Origin of the sequence: Vulcanibacillus modesticaldus, from assembly GCF_001730235.1 — a bacterium.
In the GTDB taxonomy this organism is placed as follows: domain Bacteria; phylum Bacillota; class Bacilli; order Tepidibacillales; family Tepidibacillaceae; genus Vulcanibacillus; species Vulcanibacillus modesticaldus.
The window spans coordinates 23,164-41,874 of the sequence record NZ_MIJF01000100.1 but is presented as its reverse complement, the minus strand read 5'-3'; the positions used below and the strand labels follow the sequence as shown (position 1 = coordinate 41,874).

General features: G+C 34.8%; 18 protein-coding genes. All 18 read right to left on the bottom strand.

Features of this window, described 5'->3' with window-relative positions:
• Positions 1-70: 70 nt before the first annotated feature.
• Positions 71-1,489 (bottom strand): dihydrolipoyl dehydrogenase, encoded by a 1,419-nt coding sequence (lpdA, locus tag BHF71_RS11330; RefSeq protein ID WP_069657723.1) that lies wholly within the window; start codon positions 1,487-1,489, stop codon positions 71-73.
• Between the two features lie 184 nt (positions 1,490-1,673).
• Positions 1,674-2,213, bottom strand: coding sequence for a 2-oxoacid:ferredoxin oxidoreductase subunit gamma family protein (locus BHF71_RS11325; RefSeq protein WP_069657722.1), 540 nt, complete (start codon positions 2,211-2,213; stop codon positions 1,674-1,676).
• 1 nt (position 2,214) lies between these two features.
• On the bottom strand, positions 2,215-2,967 hold the full coding sequence (locus BHF71_RS11320; RefSeq protein ID WP_245683868.1) for a thiamine pyrophosphate-dependent enzyme: 753 nt from the start codon (positions 2,965-2,967) through the stop codon (positions 2,215-2,217).
• Positions 2,967-4,028 (bottom strand): 3-methyl-2-oxobutanoate dehydrogenase subunit VorB, encoded by a 1,062-nt coding sequence (locus BHF71_RS11315; RefSeq protein ID WP_069657721.1) that lies wholly within the window; start codon positions 4,026-4,028, stop codon positions 2,967-2,969. Before BHF71_RS11315 ends, BHF71_RS11320 begins: the two co-directional genes overlap by 1 nt.
• Before the next feature lie 31 nt (positions 4,029-4,059).
• On the bottom strand, positions 4,060-4,278 hold the full coding sequence (locus BHF71_RS11310; protein ID WP_218064941.1) for a 4Fe-4S binding protein: 219 nt from the start codon (positions 4,276-4,278) through the stop codon (positions 4,060-4,062).
• Between the two features lie 63 nt (positions 4,279-4,341).
• On the bottom strand, positions 4,342-5,016 hold the full coding sequence (locus tag BHF71_RS11305) for a P-loop NTPase family protein (protein ID WP_069657719.1): 675 nt from the start codon (positions 5,014-5,016) through the stop codon (positions 4,342-4,344).
• Positions 5,009-6,106 (bottom strand): butyrate kinase, encoded by a 1,098-nt coding sequence (buk, locus tag BHF71_RS11300; RefSeq protein WP_245683867.1) that lies wholly within the window; start codon positions 6,104-6,106, stop codon positions 5,009-5,011. The genes BHF71_RS11305 and buk overlap by 8 nt, the downstream gene beginning before the upstream one ends.
• Positions 6,107-6,184: 78 nt before the next feature.
• Positions 6,185-7,276, bottom strand: a complete 1,092-nt coding sequence (locus BHF71_RS11295) for a Leu/Phe/Val dehydrogenase (protein ID WP_069657717.1) — start codon at positions 7,274-7,276, stop codon at positions 6,185-6,187.
• A gap of 25 nt (positions 7,277-7,301) precedes the next feature.
• A complete protein-coding gene (gene ptb / locus BHF71_RS11290; protein WP_069657716.1) occupies positions 7,302-8,210 on the bottom strand; it encodes a phosphate butyryltransferase in 909 nt (302 codons plus the stop codon).
• Positions 8,211-8,399: 189 nt separating this feature from the next.
• A complete protein-coding gene (locus tag BHF71_RS11285; RefSeq protein WP_069657715.1) occupies positions 8,400-10,466 on the bottom strand; it encodes a sigma-54 interaction domain-containing protein in 2,067 nt (688 codons plus the stop codon).
• Positions 10,467-10,497: 31 nt separating this feature from the next.
• A complete protein-coding gene (locus tag BHF71_RS11280; protein WP_084024521.1) occupies positions 10,498-11,277 on the bottom strand; it encodes an MraY family glycosyltransferase in 780 nt (259 codons plus the stop codon).
• A gap of 8 nt (positions 11,278-11,285) precedes the next feature.
• Complete coding sequence (locus BHF71_RS11275; RefSeq protein WP_069657714.1) at positions 11,286-11,972, bottom strand: glycosyltransferase family 2 protein; 687 nt, start codon at positions 11,970-11,972, stop codon at positions 11,286-11,288.
• 30 nt (positions 11,973-12,002) lie between these two features.
• Positions 12,003-13,043: a putative cytokinetic ring protein SteA gene (gene steA / locus BHF71_RS11270; protein WP_069657713.1), complete on the bottom strand. Its 1,041-nt coding sequence runs from the start codon at positions 13,041-13,043 to the stop codon at positions 12,003-12,005.
• A gap of 142 nt (positions 13,044-13,185) precedes the next feature.
• On the bottom strand, positions 13,186-13,968 hold the full coding sequence (spo0A, locus tag BHF71_RS11265; protein WP_069657712.1) for a sporulation transcription factor Spo0A: 783 nt from the start codon (positions 13,966-13,968) through the stop codon (positions 13,186-13,188).
• A 179-nt stretch (positions 13,969-14,147) separates the two neighbouring features.
• Positions 14,148-15,470, bottom strand: coding sequence for a SpoIVB peptidase (gene spoIVB, locus BHF71_RS11260; protein WP_069657711.1), 1,323 nt, complete (start codon positions 15,468-15,470; stop codon positions 14,148-14,150).
• Between the two features lie 132 nt (positions 15,471-15,602).
• Entirely contained in the window at positions 15,603-17,315 is a 1,713-nt protein-coding gene (gene recN / locus BHF71_RS11255; RefSeq protein ID WP_069657710.1) for a DNA repair protein RecN, read from the bottom strand.
• A gap of 12 nt (positions 17,316-17,327) precedes the next feature.
• Positions 17,328-17,774 (bottom strand): transcriptional regulator AhrC/ArgR, encoded by a 447-nt coding sequence (gene ahrC / locus BHF71_RS11250; RefSeq protein WP_069657709.1) that lies wholly within the window; start codon positions 17,772-17,774, stop codon positions 17,328-17,330.
• 122 nt (positions 17,775-17,896) lie between these two features.
• The gene (locus BHF71_RS11245) at positions 17,897-18,709 is read right to left on the bottom strand and encodes a TlyA family RNA methyltransferase (protein ID WP_069657708.1); all 813 of its coding nucleotides are present in this window, start codon (positions 18,707-18,709) and stop codon (positions 17,897-17,899) included.
• Positions 18,710-18,711 lie beyond the last annotated feature (2 nt).

The following is an 18,711-nucleotide window of genomic DNA, read 5'->3' as shown; positions in this document are numbered from 1 at the left end:
GAAACAGGTTACAAGAATAATCTCGTAACCTGTTTTCGTGTTAATAAAGAACCTTTAAAATTTTTTATATTTATGCATGAATAGCTTCATTATCCACATCTAACGCAGCTTCCATAATCGCTTCGGCTAATGTCGGATGCGGATGGATTGTATGCGCGATATCCATTGCAGTAGCCTCCAAAACTTTAGCAAGACCTGCCTCTGAAATCATATCCGTTACGTGTGGACCAACCATATGAGCTCCCAAAAGAGTATTAGTCTTTTGATCTACTACCAGTTTAATAAACCCATCAACTTCACCATGAACCAACGCTTTACCAATTCCTCTAAATTGGAACTTACCTACTTTAACTTCATAACCCTTTTCCTTTGCTTCATCTTCAGTTAAGCCTACACTGGCTACTTCAGGATGAGTAAATGTACATTTTGAAACCGTTAAATAATTAAATGGTTTTGGATTTTTACCTGCTATATGTTCAACGGCAACAATACCTTCATGAGAGGCAACGTGAGCAAGTTGTAACCCCCCAATCACATCACCAATTGCATATATGTTGCTGTCCGTTGTTTGAAAGAACTCATTTACCTTTATTACTCCCTTTTCAACCTCAACCTTGGTATTCTCCAGTCCAATATTATCTATCATAGCTACTCTACCAACAGATACCAATACCTTTTCAGCAGAAAGTTGAAGCATCTTTTCACCTTTTTTAGCCTCTAATTCAACGCGTCCATCAACAATTTTGATAGTTTCAGGTAATACCATGGTACCTGTATGAATTTTAACTTTACGCTTTTTCATTGTCCTAGTGATATCTTTACTAACATCTGAATCTTCTAACGGCAAAATTCTTGGTAAGAACTCAACTACTGTAACCTCTACTCCAAAATCATTTAAAAGGGATGCCCATTCCATCCCAATTACTCCCCCACCTACAATAATCATAGATTTTGGAAGTTCTTCCATTTCTAAAGCTTCATCACTTGTAATTATGTATTTACCATCAATTTCTAAGCCAGGCAACGTTTTAGGTTTAGATCCTGTAGCAATAATAACTTTTTTTGTAGATACAACTTTTTCACCATCAGCAGTTTCTACTCTAACAACCTTATTAGAATCCGAACCACTATTCTCTATCCGGCCATAACCTTCAATTAAGGTAACTTTATTCTTTTTAAAAAGAAATTCAATACCCTTTTTTAATTGATCAACAACTTGCTGTTTTCTATTTTGAACTTGTGTGAAGTTTAATGTGATATTATCAATATTAATCCCGAATTCGCTGCCTTCTTTAGCATTTCGATATATTTCAGCACTTCTTAATAAAGCCTTGGTAGGAATACACCCACGATGCAAACAAGTTCCTCCAACCTTATCCTTTTCAATAACTGCAACTTTTAAACCTAGCTGCGCAGCTCTAATTGCTGCTACATAACCTCCCGGACCAGCTCCAATAAATACCACATCAAATTGTTTTTGCTCAATCATAAATTAATTCTTCCTTCCTCTTTTTGTGTATTATTACTTTAATATTATAATATTATAATATACAAGTTATTTACGATAACGGTAATTAGGCAACAAACTTAAAATTAAAGGCACAATCCATCCTCCGAATAAACAGCGGAGGTTTTCTTGTGCCATTTTCACCAGTTTTTAATGAAAGAAAAAATTATTTATTTATTAATTCTGCACCCTTTTCAAGGGCAACTTTATTTGCAGGAATCAAGTTATGTCTTCTCTCTGGAAGAACCTTTTTCAATGCTTCAATTATTGAATCAGGTGAAACCGCATTTGTTAATTTTAAGAAGGTCCCTAAAATAACTGAGTTAGCCACTTTAGGTTCCCCAATCTCATTAGCGATCTCAGAAGCAGGAACCTCAATTACTGTGATATCGTCACGACTTGATTTTTTATCAACCAATGAACTATTTACAATCAATATTCCACCAGGACTTACTAATGGTTCAAACTTATCAAATGATGGCTTATTTAAGACTATAGCTACGGATGGATGAGAAATAACCGGAGAACCAACTGGTTCATCACTGATTATTACTGAACAGTTAGCAGTTCCACCACGTTGTTCTGGACCGTAAGATGGAAGCCAAGAAACTTGCTTATCCTCGTGCATTCCCGAATATGCTAGTAATTGTCCCATTGACATTACACCTTGACCACCAAAACCAGCAATTATAATCTCATGTAACATCTTATTTACCCCCCTTAACATCTTTGTAGACACCAAGAGGGTATTCAGGAATCATTTTTTCCTTTACCCAATCCAATGATTCTTTTGGATCTATTCCCCAGTTAGTTGGACAAGTTGATAATACTTCAACCATCGAAAAACCTAAACCGTTTTTCTGAGTTTCAAATGCCTTACGAATAGCTTTTTTCGCTTTAATAATACTTGCCACATCATGGGTAGATACACGCTCAATATAAGAAGCACCATCTAAAGTTGCCAATAATTCAGATACCCTAATAGGTGAACCTTGTAAAGCAATATCCCTTCCAAAAGGAGAAGTAGCTGTTTTTTGTCCCACTAAAGATGTAGGTGCCATTTGTCCACCAGTCATACCATAAATAGCATTATTCACAAATATAACTGTAATGTTTTCACCACGTGCAGCAGCATGAACAATCTCGGCCATACCAATTGATGCTAAATCTCCATCTCCTTGATAGGTAAATACGATACGATCCTTAGGTAAAACCCTTTTGATACCAGTTGCCACTGCGGGAGCCCTACCGTGGGCAGCTTGCGTCATATCACAGTTAAAATAATCATACGCAAGAACCGAGCAACCAACAGACGCCACACCAACAGTATCTTCAATAATATCCATTTCCTCTAAAACTTCACCAACAAGACGATGTATTATGCCATGTGTACAACCAGGACAGTAATGAGTGGGCTTTTCAGTCAAACCATTTGTTCTTTCAAAAACTAATTCCATCATTATTGATCACCCCCAGCCATTTTGATGATTTCAGCAAGTATATCCTCTTGAGATGGCACCATTCCACCCGTTCTACCATAAAAATGAACTGGTTTATACCCATTGACTGCTAATCTAACATCCTCTACCATTTGCCCAGCGCTCATTTCAACAGTTAAATAAGCTTTAACATTCTCCCTAGTTTCATAAAAAGGCTTTTCTGGGAATGGCCATAATGAAATCGGACGAATCATTCCTACTTTAATTCCTTTTTCTCTAGCTTTCTTGATAGCATTTTTTGCGATTCTAGAAACAGTTCCGTATGCAACAACAATATAATCTGCATCTTCAGTTAGATAATTCTCAAATCTCACTTCATTTTCTTTAATTTTTGAGTATTTTTCTTGCAAATGATTATTATGTTTTTCTAAGTCATCTGGGTCCAAACGAAGTGAATTGGTGATTTTTGGTCCGCCATCACCACGCGTACCAGTTGTAGCCCAATCCTTCGGTGGTAATTCAGCTGCTTTTCTTTCAGTAAATTCAACCGGTTCCATCATTTGTCCAAGCATACCATCTCCAAGTATATAAACTGGAGTTCGATAACGATCAGCAATATCAAATGCATCTTGCATCAGGTCGACAATTTCTTGTAAGGTAGCCGGAGCAAATACAGGAATCTGGTAATCTCCATGTCCTCCCCCTTTTGTTGCTTGGAAATAGTCCGACTGAGAAGGTTGGATACTACCTAATCCTGGTCCACCACGCATAACATTAATAATTACAGCAGGTAATTCTGCACCAACCAAATATGATATTCCTTCCTGTTTTAAACTAACTCCAGGACTTGAAGAAGAGGTCATCACTCTAACACCAGCACTAGCAGCACCATAAACCATATTGATAGCTGCCACTTCACTTTCGGCTTGTAAGAAAAGACCACCAACTTCGGGTAAACGTTTTGCCATATATGCAACTAATTCACTTTGAGGTGTAATGGGATAACCAAAGTAATATTTACATCCTGCATGAACTGCCGCTTCAGCAATAACTTCATTGCCCTTCATTAATACTTTTCCCATTAATTTCTCTCCCTTCTATTAATTGAGAACATTATTTCTTCTTCGGACGATAAACCGTTATAACAGCATCTGGACAGATCCTTCCACAAGCAGCACAACTAATACACTTATCTTGTTCTGTCACAGTTGCTGGACGATAACCCTTGCTATTTAACCGATCTGCAAGATAAATTATGTTCTTAGGACAAGCTGATATGCATAAACTACATCCTTTACATAATTCTTCATTAAATACAACACGAGGTTCCATGTTAATCATTCCCCTTTATTAGATATTAATAAAACTAACTTTTTTGCAAGGTGTTTTTTAAGATTATTCCCATGGCAATCTCATAAAACGATCAATATAAAGAACTTGATGTTCCTTAGCAAAGTCTTTTGTTTCATTTCTTAAATGACTAGAAATAGTTGTATATAAAATGGGTAAATCCAATTCTTTACTCGCCTGTTCGGTAATCAGATGCCCACGCTGGATGTCATCTACTGAAGTCTCAATTCCAAGATTAGAATTATTAATTAAAGCCGATACTTTCAATCTTGAAACCACTTCTATTTGCCTGACCGTTTCCATAATCCCTTCAACAGTGCTTACATAAGGACGGTTAACATTTACAACGAAATACATTTGATAATCTAAATTTTTTATTTCATTATAATATTGACCCAATGCAGTAGCACCATCTTTATCTCCACCAACATCAATGATTACCCGATAATTGTGATCATTGAATACTCGATAGATTTCACCAGAAACAATTGGTAAATCTGCAGTAGCCAATTCTCCCTTAGGTGCGATAAGCTCGACACCGAGTTGTTGGAAATACGAATTAACTTCTCTAGAACGGAAATAGGGATTAATCACGTCTAAATCCACAATCGCTACCTTTTGATATTTTTCCTTTTCAATTCGGCTCAAATTAATGGAAATTTCCGTTTTTCCACTTCCGAAATGACCTGTAATAATTTTAATTCTAGGGTCGTTATTCAATAGTTACGACCTCCCGAACATAATGTTTTTCTTTTTCTTCTCCTCGAAGAACTCTAAGCCCACCTTCGGCTAAAGCATACAACTCATTTTCTCCGGGATGGACTTTAACTGGAGCAATCCAATCTACATATTGAATAATCTTCTGTACGAATTCCTTCCCATAGGCCAAACCACCAGTTAAAATTATAGCGTTAATCTTACCTTTTAGAACTACACTAAATTTACCTATTTCCTTCGCAATCTGATAAGCCATTGCATCGTATATAAAGGCTGCCTTTTGATTACCATTTTCGATCATCTTCTCTACTTCTACAGCACTATTAGTACCTAGATGGGCCACTAATCCACCTTTACCTACGATCTTTCTTCTAATCTGCTCTTCACTAAGCTCACCCAAGAAACAAAGTGAAATGAGATCACCAACCGGCAAAGAGCCACTCCTTTCTGGAGAAAAAGGACCTTCGCCATCTAATCCATTGTTTACGTCTATTACTTTACCTTTGTGATGAGCACCGACAGTTATTCCACCACCCATATGACAAACAATAAAATTTGCTTCTTCATACCGAAGTTTCATATCCATAGCTATCCTTCTAGCAACTGCCTTTTGGTTTAAAGCATGGAAAATACTTCTTCTCTTAATTTCTGGTAATCCAGTAACCCTAGCCTTTGAATCCATTTCATCAACAACTACTGGATCGACAATATAAGCTGGAATATTTAATTGAGATGCTATTTCATGGGCTATTATCGCTCCGAGATTTGAAGCATGTTCTCCAAACTTCGCTTCTCTTAAATCATTTAACATATCTTGATCTATACGATAAGTACCACCAGAGATAGGTCTTAGTAGCCCCCCTCTTCCAACAACGGCACTTAATTTAGTAATGTTAATTCCTTGTTTATTTAAGGTTTCTAAAATAATATCTTTCCGAAATTTAAATTGATCAATAATACGTTTAAATTTGTTTAATTCGGAAGCATCATGTCTTAATGTTTCTTCAAATATTGGTTTTTCGTTATCAAAAATAGCAATTTTCGTTGACGTTGATCCTGGATTTATCACTAACAAGCGATATATTTGATCCACTACTACCCACTCCGTTCTACTATCTAGAGGAAAAAAGCACGATATGTGCTTTTTTCCTATTTCATATCTTAGTTGTAATTAACGATTTAAAATACTCTTTTCATTCTTAATGAAATTGCTTCTTACTTTTCGCATTTGTTCTATTCTTTCTTCAGCCATTCTGTCCGCAGCCTTGTATGATGGTATGTTATCACGTTCAACAATCTCAAATACTTTTAGAATGTTATCATAAATAGTTTCAACTTTCTTCATTGCTCGCTCACGATTATATCCCTTTAATTCATCAGCAACATTTATTAGACCTCCAGCATTAATTACATAATCTGGAGCATAAACAATGCCTTTTTCATGTAAAATATCACCGTGACGTTCTTCCATCAGCTGGTTATTAGCAGCACCAGCGATTAATTTAGCCTTTAATTGCGGAATAGTATCATCGTTAATAATTCCACCCAAAGCATTTGGTGAGAAGATATCGCATTCAACGCCGTATATTTCGTTAACCCCTACTGCTTTAGCCCCAAATTCTTTTACAGCTCTATTTACATTCTCTTCATTGATGTCGGTTACGATTAGGTTTGCTCCTTCTTCATGTAAATGTTTTAGAAGATTAAATGCAACACTTCCTACACCTTGAACTGCAATGGTCTTACCTGCTAAGCTATCGTCACCAAAAGCAACTTTAGCAGCTGCCTTCATTCCAACGTAAGTTCCATATGCGGTTACTGGTGAAGGATTTCCGCTACTTCCAAATGCAGGTGATATACCTGTAACATAATCAGTTTCTAAGTGAATCCAATCCATATCTTGAACAGTAGTTCCCACATCTTCAGCAGTGATATAACGACCATTTAAACTTTGCACGTAGCGTCCAAATGCACGGAAAAGTGCTTCACTTTTATCTTTTTTAGGATCACCGATAATAACTGTTTTACCACCACCTAAGTTTAAACCAGCTGCAGCTGCTTTATATGTCATACCTCTAGCTAAACGTAGGGCATCAATAATAGCAGCTTCTTCAGACTCATAAGTCCACATACGAGTTCCACCTAAAGCAGGACCTAATGTAGTATCATGGATTGCAATTATAGCCTTTAAACCTGATTCTTTGTCGTGTGCAAACACCACTTGTTCATAATCGTACTTTTCAAGATAATCAAAAATGTTCATTTTATTCTTCCCCCTTATTATGATATTAAATATTGTTCCCACAAGCAGATAAAGCAGCTAAAATTATTGAATTAAGTTTTGCTTCATGAGAATCTGCTCTAGATGTTAATACTATCGGTGCTTTAGCACCGGTAATTACTGCACCAACCCTTGCCTTAGCAAAATAAACTAATGACTTATATAAAACATTACCTACCTCAATATTAGGTACCACTAAGATATCTGCTAAACCAGCAACTTGATTTTCAATACCCTTATGTCTTGCAGCTTCAATTGAAATAGCATTGTCTAAAGCTAAGGGTCCTTCGATGATTGCACCTTTAATTTGTCCCCTCTCAGACATTTTAGAGAGCAGAGCCGCATCAACGGTTGCTTGCATGTTTGAGTTAACCATCTCTACAGCTGCTAACATAGCGACTATCGGCAAATCGATACCGATGGAATGAGCTATGTCTACTGCATTTTGGATGATTTGAACCTTTTGCTCTAAATCTGGTGCAATATTCATTGCCGCATCAGTAACCAAAATGGGTCGGTCATAACCATCAACTTCAAATAATGCCACATGACTTAAAATCCTACCGGTCCTTAAACCAATTTCTTTATCTAGTACAGCCTTTAAGATTATTGCGGTAGGAACCAACCCTTTCATTAAAATCTGAGAATTACCATTACTTACCGATTCAACAGCTTTTCTACTGGCTATAATCGGATCAAACTCATTTGAAACCTCAATATTATTTAAAGATAAATTAATTTCTTCGGCAATCTTTTTAATATTATCCTCATTTCCAATTAGATGGAATGTGGCAATATTCATCTCAGTAGCTGCTTTGATTGCCCTAAGGACCTCTAGATCATCTGCAGCTGCTACTGCAATCTTAGGTATTTTTCCTTTCTTGATTTTATCAATCATTACTTGAAATGAACCCATCACATCACCTTCACAGAAACTTGTTCATTAATTCTCAACACCATAATTAAATATGCAAATATCATGCCAACTATATAATGAAAGCGCTTCCCTTGTTTTAAGCCAGTCTAGAATCAGTTTTTCAATAAAATATACCTGCAATAAATTGCACGTCTGCAAAATATTGCAGGCATTTTTTTTCAGGAGTGTTTAGTTTAACCCATATTTCTCCAGCTTATAATAAAGATTTCTGATGGATATACCAAGTAATTGAGCTGCTTTTGTTTTATTACCACTAGTTTTATTTAATACATTCTTCAAATATTCTTTCTCCATCTTTGAAATCATATCATTTAAAGGAATTATTTCTTCTTCGATGGGAAAAGGTGTAGAAATATCATTATTTGTAGTTATTAAACCTTTACCTAAAGGTGGTAAATGATCTAATTCTATCATGATTTCATTGTAAGTCATATTCATGATTGCTCGACCTAAAATATTTTCAAGTTCCCTAACATTCCCAGGCCATGAATATTCAAGGAAAACATGTAAAACCTCTTCAGATATTCCTTCTACCTTTCTACCGTATTCAGTATTTAATTTTTTTATCAAATGTCTTGTAAGTAAAGGAATATCAGACTTCCTTTCCCTTAACGAGGGGATTTGAATAGGTATTACATTTAAGCGATAATACAAATCTTTACGAAACTTTCCATTCTTTATCGCTTTTTCAAGATTGACGTTTGTAGCAGCTATAATCCGAACATCAACTGGGATAGGTTTTGTTCCACCAACCCTGACGATTTCTTTTTCTTGTAGAACTCTAAGCAGTTTCGCTTGAGTATTTAATTCAAGCTCTCCTATTTCATCTAGAAAAATCGTACCTCCGCTGGCGACTTCAAAAAAACCTTTTTTACCACCTTTTTTGGCACCAGTAAATGCTCCTTCTTCATACCCAAACAATTCACTCTCAAGTAATGTGTTAGAAATTGCAGCACAATTAACTCTTACGAATTGATTAAATTTACGATTACTTGCATTGTGAATCGCATGAGCAAACAGTTCCTTACCGATTCCCGATTCTCCTCTTATTAAGACGGTGGCATGGGTAGTTGAAGCTTTTTTGGCTGTTTCGATTGCCAGTTTCATTTCTTTACTATTACCGATAATATCATCAAAAGTATATTTAGCTTCGATCGTTCTGATAATCCTTCTTGCTTTTTCTAACTCTTCAGTTAGTTTTTTTATCTCAGTGGTATCATGAATAATTCCCACACTACCCTTTAATTCACCGTCAACAAGTATAGGAGCAACATTAACAATTACATTTTTCCTTTTTGGTCCGACTTTCATTGGTACACCACGTACCGGTTTTTTAGTCTTTAAAACTCTCATATGCATACTTTCGCCTTCATATATATCGACATCTGCAGGCTTATTGATAACATCTTCAGGACTTAATCCCGTCAATCTTGTATATGCAGGATTGATCATTAAGCCCCTCCCATGTTCATCTACTACAGAAATTGCATCTTCAGTAGAATTAATAATTGCTGTTAACATACTGCGTACTGATTTTAAATCTGTAATCTCTTCAGATAGATGGATGATATCCGTAATATCTCTAAATACCGCAACCGCACCAATCACGTTACCATCATCATCAAAAATCGGTACTCGATTAGTTATAATGTAACCATCATGACCTAACTCCTGCTTTTGATTTAACTCTGCCATACCTGTTTCTAAAATATTTGGGAGTCTAGTGTTTGGAATTGAAGCCCTAACATCCGTACCTACTACATCCTTTGCCTTTTTATTTAAGATTCTTTCTGCTGCACGATTGAACAAAGTAACTATTCCATCCTTATTAATCGCAATCATGGCATCATGGGTTGAGTTTAAAATGACATCTAATTGTTGTTTTCTTCTAGATAAGACCCTAATCAGTTCTTCTTTTTCTTCGATCAAACCAATTATTAAATTTGCTACTGTACCAGAAACGACCAAGGTATTAGGTGCTTTTAATTGTTTTAATTGATTAAATACAAACGGGTCCCCTGTAGCATCAAATATGACATCTAATTCTTGATTCAAGTAATGATAAAAATCAATACTAGTTTCGATACCAAATTCTTTTGCTAAAGAAATACCTGGTGCAGATAAGTTTTTATCAACAATTGCAATGACCCTTATTTTCTCTATTCCTTTAAGAGCTTTTAATAACGCACTTCCACCTTTACCTGCTCCGATAATTAACGCTCTTCGTTCTATCATTTCCCCACTTCCTCATTTGAAAATTAACTAATTAACGACCCCACAAATCAATTTTCTTTAATAATTTATTTTTTTCAATCAAATCACTAAGGGAATGTCTTTCTGTATAAACATGAAGAAGTATCAAAACAATTATCATTAACCATTGCCAAGATAACGAGAGATAAAGGCTATACCATAATCCTAAATGCAAGCCGATTAGATTTGCCCCGCTATCTCCTAACATTATTTTACCACGAAGATCATGATAGAACACTATAAGTAGTATGCTTAATGATATTAATGCTAAATTACCAATAAATAAAAAAGGTGTTGAAATGCTTAACCCGAAATAAAACAGAAAAAAAACCTTCAAAGCTCGTCCGGGTCTTAGGTCAAATAGATTAATCATATTGATCATTAATAAAATCAAAAGAAAAATTGTCAATGACTCAATGATATCTTGTCCTATAAAAAAACCTAAAAATAAGGCTATCCAACCTCCTACTATAGCTTTAAGTAGACCAGTAGTAATTTTTCCAGCAAAAAAGGCACGAATATGCCCACTCAAACCTTTTATCCTCGGATCACCATAAAAATCATCAATCGTTCCAACAATAGTAATGATGAAAAAAGCTACCATGTATGACCAATTATAATCTCTGTCAAACATCAGAAGAACAATCGTTTCTACGAATAATATATACAACCCAAAACTGACAGGTATCAATTTTTTTTGATAATTGTATTGGATACTTCCAATATAAAACAAAAATTTTTTGTATAGGGGTAAAAATATCAGTGCTAACAATGTTGTCCAAACTATAACCACAATTATGACTACCTCCATCTGTAGAGAAGTGCCTTGGTAATATCCACAAATTCTTTTCCACGATGAACAAAATCCTTGATGTTTCTGCCAGTTTCTCGATGATTAAGCGGAATCTCAATTTCTTTAATCCTACCTCCAAGTCGTATGACATCAATGGTAAGCCCCACTTCAACCCCATATCCATCAGCTAACCAATCAATTTTTTCCAATATCTTTTTTTTAATCGCCCTTTGTCCAGAGAGTGGAGCTTTAGCCTTATAGCCGGTTAATAGATAAATCCCACTTTTCGCCAATTTCTTCACTAAACCTAAACCCGCTTTTTTTTCCGATCTAGGAAAGATAGCAATTGTCATATCACACTCATCTTTTAAAACTGGGTAAAGTAATTTAACAGCATTTTGGGCAGATTCACCAAGATCAGCATCTAAAAAGGCTATTATTTCTCCTCTAGCCAATTTGACCCCTTTTATTAAAGCTTTACCTTTACCTTGATTTTTATTTGAATAATAAACTTTTAGATTATTAAGCGAGGTTTCAATAACTGACAATTTTTCTTTAGTATTATCCGTACTACCATCATCAATCACAATGATTTCTGTAGGATATTGCCACTTTGAAACCCCCTCAATAGTTTTATCGATATAGTCCTCTTCATTGAAAGCAGGAATGATTACTGAAATAAGATTACTGTTCATTATTAATTCTCCTGAATTATTTTTTAGTAGTTAAAAATATACAATTTGTCGATATAAGGTACTTACGCCCTTAGCATCGATTAATTTAGAACCGATCTTCATCCTAACTAATAAGGTACTCGCCATTCCCTTTCTTCCCTTTTCTAGGAAATCAATGACATTAGAGTGGCTCCCAATAGCTACAATCATTTCTGCCCCTTCTTCATAAGCCATTAACAGTGCCACGTCTTCGCTAGTACCTACTGAAGGAATTACTTTAGCATCTAATCCTAAATTTTTGACCCTTGAAAGTCCTGGAGCTTTGCCATGAGGATACGCATGAACTACTATTTCTGCACCGGACTTCAATGCTTCATCAGAGACACTGTCCATATCACCGATAATTATATCTGGGACAAAACCATACTCAATTAATGCATCCGCACCACCATCGACCCCTATCAGAACAGGACGGTAATCTTTAATATAAGGTCTTATCGCATAAAGGTCGTTTCTGTAATTATTCCCCCTAACAACAACAACAACGTGATGCCCTGTAAATTTTGTATTTAACTCGGGAATTTTAAGAGGTTGTAATACAATGTTTTTTTCCTTAGATGCATATTCTAGAGTATTGGTAATAAAGTTATCTAACTCACGTTCCAAATTTTGATATGCTAATTCTAAGAAATACTCAAGTTTTTCCATTGTCCACTCTTTTACAGGTAAGATTATTTTAGGATTATCATCATCTGGGAATTGTACTGTTTTATTTTCTTTGTTGACGATAACTAGATTACCATCCCTTAATTTTGGAAATATTTCATGCTCTGATAAGACATCGAAAACGGGAATTTTCGCCTCAAGTAACCTCTTTAATCCTAAAGTGGGGTATTTACCTGTCAATGATTTCGAAAAGTTTATAACAGCGGAAATTTTTTTTTCAATTATTTCTAATGCTGCAACCTCATCAATATCTGTGTGAACTAGAACAGCCACTTGATTAGCCTTTATTCTTGTTAATAAACGCTTTGTTTTTTTATCTGCGACGTATGTAGCCTTAATTTCTTCATTATTTTTTGGAAATATCATAAAATCATTCCCTTGAGCTGATCTTTTTATCTTACTTTTAGTATGTTCTCAATATAAAAAAAGAAGCTATGCAAAAATTAACATAGCTTCATAATCAATAATTGGCGGTCTTAGTTAAAACTTTAGCTACTGTCAAGATGCTCTAGCTTACTTGACTTTGAATACGCAACTTATCAGCAATCATCGCTATAAATTCAGAATTTGTAGGTTTTGCTTTATTAGAATTAATGGTATAACCGAACATATTTTTTATGGCATCAACATTCCCTCTAGTCCAAGCCACTTCTATTGCATGTCTAATAGCTCGTTCTACCCTACTTGGAGTCGTATTGTATTTTTCAGCGATCCTTGGATATAACACTTTAGTAATTGAACCCAATATTTCCACCTCATTGAAGACCATTGTAATTGCATCTCGAAGATACATATAACCTTTAATATGTGCCGGAACACCAATTTCATGGATTATTCTTGTTATATTAGCATCCAAGCTATTAGTCGTTGAGACTTTAAATTCTTTACTTGGTTTAGACAACAAATGGTCCTCAACTTTCATTCCAACAACTTGCCTAATATGGCTTAATAGGATTTCCATATCAAATGGCTTTAAAACATAATATGCTGCACCCAGTTCCACCGCTCGTTGAGTAACATTCTCTTGTCCGAAAGCAGTAAGCATTATTATCTTAGGTTGCTTTGAGAAGTTGTTTTTAATTTTTTCAAGCACACCTAAACCGTCCAAATGTGGCATAATAATATCTAAAATCATAACATCCGGCTCAGCTTCCTCTAAAATCTCCAAAACTTCATATCCATTATATGCCACCCCGACAAGATCAATATCTGCCTGTTTAAGTAAGAATTCTTGTAATAATTCAATAAATTCCCGGTTATCATCAGCTATCAAAACCTTAATTTTTGACAAGTTATTCCCCCCACTTCAAAACCCGTATTCATAATTTTTTCCATTTCTTAATTAAATTCGACAGCTAAAATTACTTTCCTGCAAACTAATAAATATTTTGAAACTTTTTTTGAATTTTACAAAAATTTTTATCCAAAACAAAATCACCCATAAGGGTGACTTGTTTTAAATACATTTGATTAGCTTGCTTTTAAAGTATTCAGATTATTATTGTTTAATAATCCAGCATCTCTAATCATCCATTCGATAAAAGAACCATAGCCTGAAGTCGGGTCATTGACAAATACATGGGTAACAGCTCCCACGAGTTTTCCGTTCTGAATAATTGGACTTCCACTCATTCCTTGAACGATCCCACCTGTTATTTTAAGCAGTTTAGGATCTGTAACCTTGATAACTAGCCCTTTTGTTGCTGGATATTTTTGATTAATTACATTTACAATTTCAATTTTGAAACGTTCTACCTTCTGTCCTTGAATAACCGTAAGAATTTCTGCGGGGCCTTTTTTAACTTCTTCAGGTAAAGCAATTGGGATCGGATCGTTCATCAAACCATTTGTAGGTTTTTGATACATCGTACCAAAAATCCCAAAAGGAGTGTTTTTTGTAATATCGCCTATGATATTATTTTCATCAGGAAAAACGGCTCTTTTTCCACCTGGTTTTCCACTTTCTCCTTTTTCAATTGACATTACATTAGAATAGAGAATTTTTCCTTCACCAACGATAATTGGTTTCTGGGTATCTACATCAGTGATCACGTGGCCTAAAGCTCCATATTTGTTAGTGACTGGGTCATAAAAAGTTAATGTACCTACTCCCGCTGCTGAATCTCGAATAAATAAACCCAAGCGATAAGTATCTGCCTTAGAATCATAAATTGGTTTTACCTTAACTTTAATCCTCTCTTTATTCCTAACAAGATCTATTTCCATCGCTTTATTTTCTTTTCCATATTTATTAACCTTTTTTATTAAGTCATTTACATTTTTTACTTTTTGCCCATCAATTTTTATTATCAAATCTCCTACATGAATCCCAGCCCTTTCAGCTGGTGAAATCGAATTGCCATTCTCTTGTTTTATCGAGTGATGTCCGACAACCATAATTCCGGCAGATTTTAATTTTACTCCAATGGTTTGCCCACCTGGTATCACTCTTATATCCTTTAAAACGTTGATACTAACTGATTTAAAAGGGATTAATCCAAAGAGTTTTAGTGATAAAATCGATTTCCCTTCCCGTTTAGATCTTACCATTATCGGCTGTGCTAAATCGATTTTTAGGCTATCATACTGACCATTCACTTTTATTACCTTGGAATTACTCGTGGAAACAGTAGCTGATATGGGCAGGTGTAAATTAATCTGTTTAATTGTTGACTCAAACATTCTGACCTCTTTTGGAAAGTTGACAAAGGTCTGAAAGGTCTTGGTAAAGGAAAAAAGAACAAAAATTACGACTGTAACCAGCCCTAGTATTTTTTTCTGTTTTTGGGACACTTATATCACGCTCCTAATGTCTCCTACCTACACCTCCATTTTATCTGTACACTTAAGGTGTCCTTTATGAATTTGATTTATGATGACAAAATGATTCCATATTAGATTAAAAAAGTCACTCAAGTGACTTTTTTAGTTTCTTTTTGATCTAATATTTTTTTTAAAGGGGATAGTTTTTTTGATCATTTCTTTAGCATGTTTCCTGGTAAGATTTGTAACTTCTACTCCACCTAACATTCTAGCTATTTCTTCGACACTCTTATCCTCAGATAAATACTCAATTTCTGTAAAAGTTGAATTCCCATCGACTTTCTTCTGTATCAAATAATGGTGATCAGCCATAGAAGCCACTTGAGGTAAGTGAGTAATGACAAAAACTTGTTTATCCCTTGCTACATATGCTAATTTTTCGGCTATTGCTTGGGCGGCCTGACCACTTACACCCGTGTCGATTTCATCAAAAACCATAATTGGAACATTGTCCTTATCTGCTAAAATTGTTTGGATAGCCAACATTATTCTCGATAACTCACCGCCAGAAGCAATTTTATTCAAAGGCTTCAATGGTTCTCCAGGATTTGATGAAATTAAAAAGTTTACATTATCTAGACCCGTAGGTGTGATATTCTTCAAGTCTTCTTGAAATCGAATATCTACCTTAAATACCGTATTTTTCATCTGTAAATCATTTAATTCTTTCTCAATCAGAGTAGATAATTCTTCAGCAATTTTTGTTCTTAACCCAGATAACTTCCTTGCCTTATTTAATACTTGGAGCGTAACTTTTTCTAACTGCGTTTGGATTTTTTGTAAATGTTGATCTTTATTTTGTATTAAGTCGAGTTCATTTTGTATTTTTGTAGCATACTCCAGAATCGCATCAACTGAATCCCCATATTTTCTCTTTAAATGATGAATTAATGATAATCTTTCCTCAACATAATTAATTTGATTAGGGTCAAAATCTAGTTGATCAACCTTTTGTGATATTTGCATCGTTAAGTCTTCAATCTGATAATAAGCTGAAGATAATTGCTCGTGAATCACTGAAATATCTGAGTCATATCTGGTTACTTGATCTAATAAACCTAAAGCAATATTTAATAAGTCAACGATCCCCTTTTCCTCTGATAAAAGTTGATATGTATTATTTAAGCTATTTAATATTTTCTCTGAGTATTTAATCTTATTTTTTTGTTGAATTAAATCTTCATCTTCACCGGGTTTTAATTCTGCCTCTGATATCTCCTTAATCTGATATTGTAACAAGTCAATACGTTGGGTCATTTCACGTTCATTTTCAGCCAACTGCTGATATTCTTTCTTTAACTTGATATATTCTGCAAAAGATTGTTTATAATCGGTTTTGACTTCTTCAAGTAAGGTATCACCATAAGCATCCAATAAGGCTAATTGTTTGTCCTGCATTAACAAGTGTTGATGTTGATTTTGACTGTGGAATTGAATTAAATATTGACCAACCTCTTTTAATGAAGATAATGTAACAAGCTGTCCATTAATTCTACAAATACTCTTACCGCTTTGTAACAATTCCCTCTTTAATATAAGCAATCCATCATCAGAATATGGAATTCCAAGGGAGTCAACAATTTTAAAAACACTGTGATCGATTGGCAAATCAAATAAAGCTTCAATTTCAGCCTTCTCGGAATCCCGGCGAATAAAATCAATTGAGCCCCTACTACCTGAAATCAATTGAATCGCATCAATAATTACTGATTTACCTGCCCCTGTTTCACCGGTTAAAATGTTCAATCCGGACTTAAAGTTAATCTTTAAGTATTTAATTATCGTGAACTGTCTAATAGTCAGCTCTATTAGCATATTATCACCACTTTATAGCAATTCTAAAATCTTTTTTGAAATTTCTTTTGCATCATCTTTAGTTCGACAGATAATTAAACAGGTATCATCACCACATATAGTTCCCATTATCTGATTCCATTGCAAATTATCCATAACTACACCGATTGCATTAGCATTACCCGGTAAGGTTTTTAGAACGATTAAATTTTCTGTATAATCCAAACCAACAAAACTGTCTCTTAAAGTCCGCTTCAATTTTTGCAATGGATTATACCTTTGGTCTGTAGGTATAGAATATTTATATCTGCCATCGTCTAAAGGTACCTTAACCAAATGAAGTTCCTTAATATCTCTTGATACTGTAGCTTGGGTAACATTAAACCCCTCATCACGCAACGCTTCAACTAATTCTTCTTGAGTGTCAATCTCCCTGTTGGCGATAATTTCTCTAATTTTTAGATGTCTTTTCGCTTTCATGGCATCCTCCATCAAAAAATTGTATCATTTGAATAATTATACATTTTAGATAATTATACCTTTTTTATCATACAATTAAAACATTATGAGTTCAAAAGAAAAAAGTCACTAATGTGACTTTATCATAATTTTTGATGAGCTGCTATAACCATCGATTTTATTAAACTTGAATAATCATTAACTGTTTTATTTGAAGATTGTTTTTTTAAATAAATCAAAAATTCAATATTACCTTCTCCTCCCTTAATTGGAGAAAAGGTTAAACCTAACAAACTATATCCAGTATCAAGTGCAAAGGAAACAACTGATTCAAGAACCTGCACATGGGTTTTAGGGTCTTTAACGATACCTCGTTTACCAATATTATCTCTTCCGGCTTCAAATTGAGGTTTTACTAGTGCGACAACTTCACCTTCATGATCAAGTAAGGTAATTAGATGGGCTAGAATCGTTTTTAGTGAGATAAAGGACACATCGATAGTCGCAAAATTTGGTGAACTATATTTTAATTCCTCTTTAGATACATATCGAAAATTAGTTCTTTCCATAACGTGAACCCGTTCATCTTGGCGTAGTTTCCAAGCCAATTGCCCATATCCAACATCAATAGCATAGACTTCCTTGGCACCATGTTGTAATGAACAATCGGTAAACCCACCAGTTGATGCCCCGATATCTAATACAACTTTATCCTTCATATCAATTGAGAAAGATTCTATTGCCTTTAAGAGTTTCAATCCTCCCCTAGAAACAAAGGGGTGAAGGTTACCTTTAACATCAATTTTTGCGTCTGTAGCTACTTTGGTACCTGGTTTATCAATGATCTCATTATTTACCTTAACCAATCCTGCCATAATAGATCTTTTTGCTTGTTCACGCGAGCTAAAAAAACCCTTATTTGTAACTAAAACATCTAATCTTTCTTTATTTGCCATAT

Excerpts from the sequence above, each read along its gene's own strand:
- BHF71_RS11310 (WP_218064941.1), bottom strand. The coding sequence starts at position 4,278 with ATGGAACCTCGTGTTGTATTTAATGAAGAATTATGTAAAGGATGTAGT.
- ahrC (WP_069657709.1), bottom strand. The coding sequence starts at position 17,774 with ATGAAAGCGAAAAGACATCTAAAAATTAGAGAAATTATCGCCAACAGG.
- BHF71_RS11285 (WP_069657715.1), bottom strand. The coding sequence starts at position 10,466 with ATGATAGAACGAAGAGCGTTAATTATCGGAGCAGGTAAAGGTGGAAGT.
- BHF71_RS11275 (WP_069657714.1), bottom strand. The coding sequence starts at position 11,972 with ATGAACAGTAATCTTATTTCAGTAATCATTCCTGCTTTCAATGAAGAG.
- lpdA (WP_069657723.1), bottom strand. The coding sequence starts at position 1,489 with ATGATTGAGCAAAAACAATTTGATGTGGTATTTATTGGAGCTGGTCCG.
- BHF71_RS11295 (WP_069657717.1), bottom strand. The coding sequence starts at position 7,276 with ATGAACATTTTTGATTATCTTGAAAAGTACGATTATGAACAAGTGGTG.
- BHF71_RS11325 (WP_069657722.1), bottom strand. The coding sequence starts at position 2,213 with ATGTTACATGAGATTATAATTGCTGGTTTTGGTGGTCAAGGTGTAATG.
- ptb (WP_069657716.1), bottom strand. The coding sequence starts at position 8,210 with ATGGGTTCATTTCAAGTAATGATTGATAAAATCAAGAAAGGAAAAATA.
- BHF71_RS11320 (WP_245683868.1), bottom strand. The coding sequence starts at position 2,967 with ATGATGGAATTAGTTTTTGAAAGAACAAATGGTTTGACTGAAAAGCCC.
- recN (WP_069657710.1), bottom strand. The coding sequence starts at position 17,315 with ATGCTAATAGAGCTGACTATTAGACAGTTCACGATAATTAAATACTTA.
- BHF71_RS11315 (WP_069657721.1), bottom strand. The coding sequence starts at position 4,028 with ATGGGAAAAGTATTAATGAAGGGCAATGAAGTTATTGCTGAAGCGGCA.
- steA (WP_069657713.1), bottom strand. The coding sequence starts at position 13,043 with ATGATATTTCCAAAAAATAATGAAGAAATTAAGGCTACATACGTCGCA.
- BHF71_RS11245 (WP_069657708.1), bottom strand. The coding sequence starts at position 18,709 with ATGGCAAATAAAGAAAGATTAGATGTTTTAGTTACAAATAAGGGTTTT.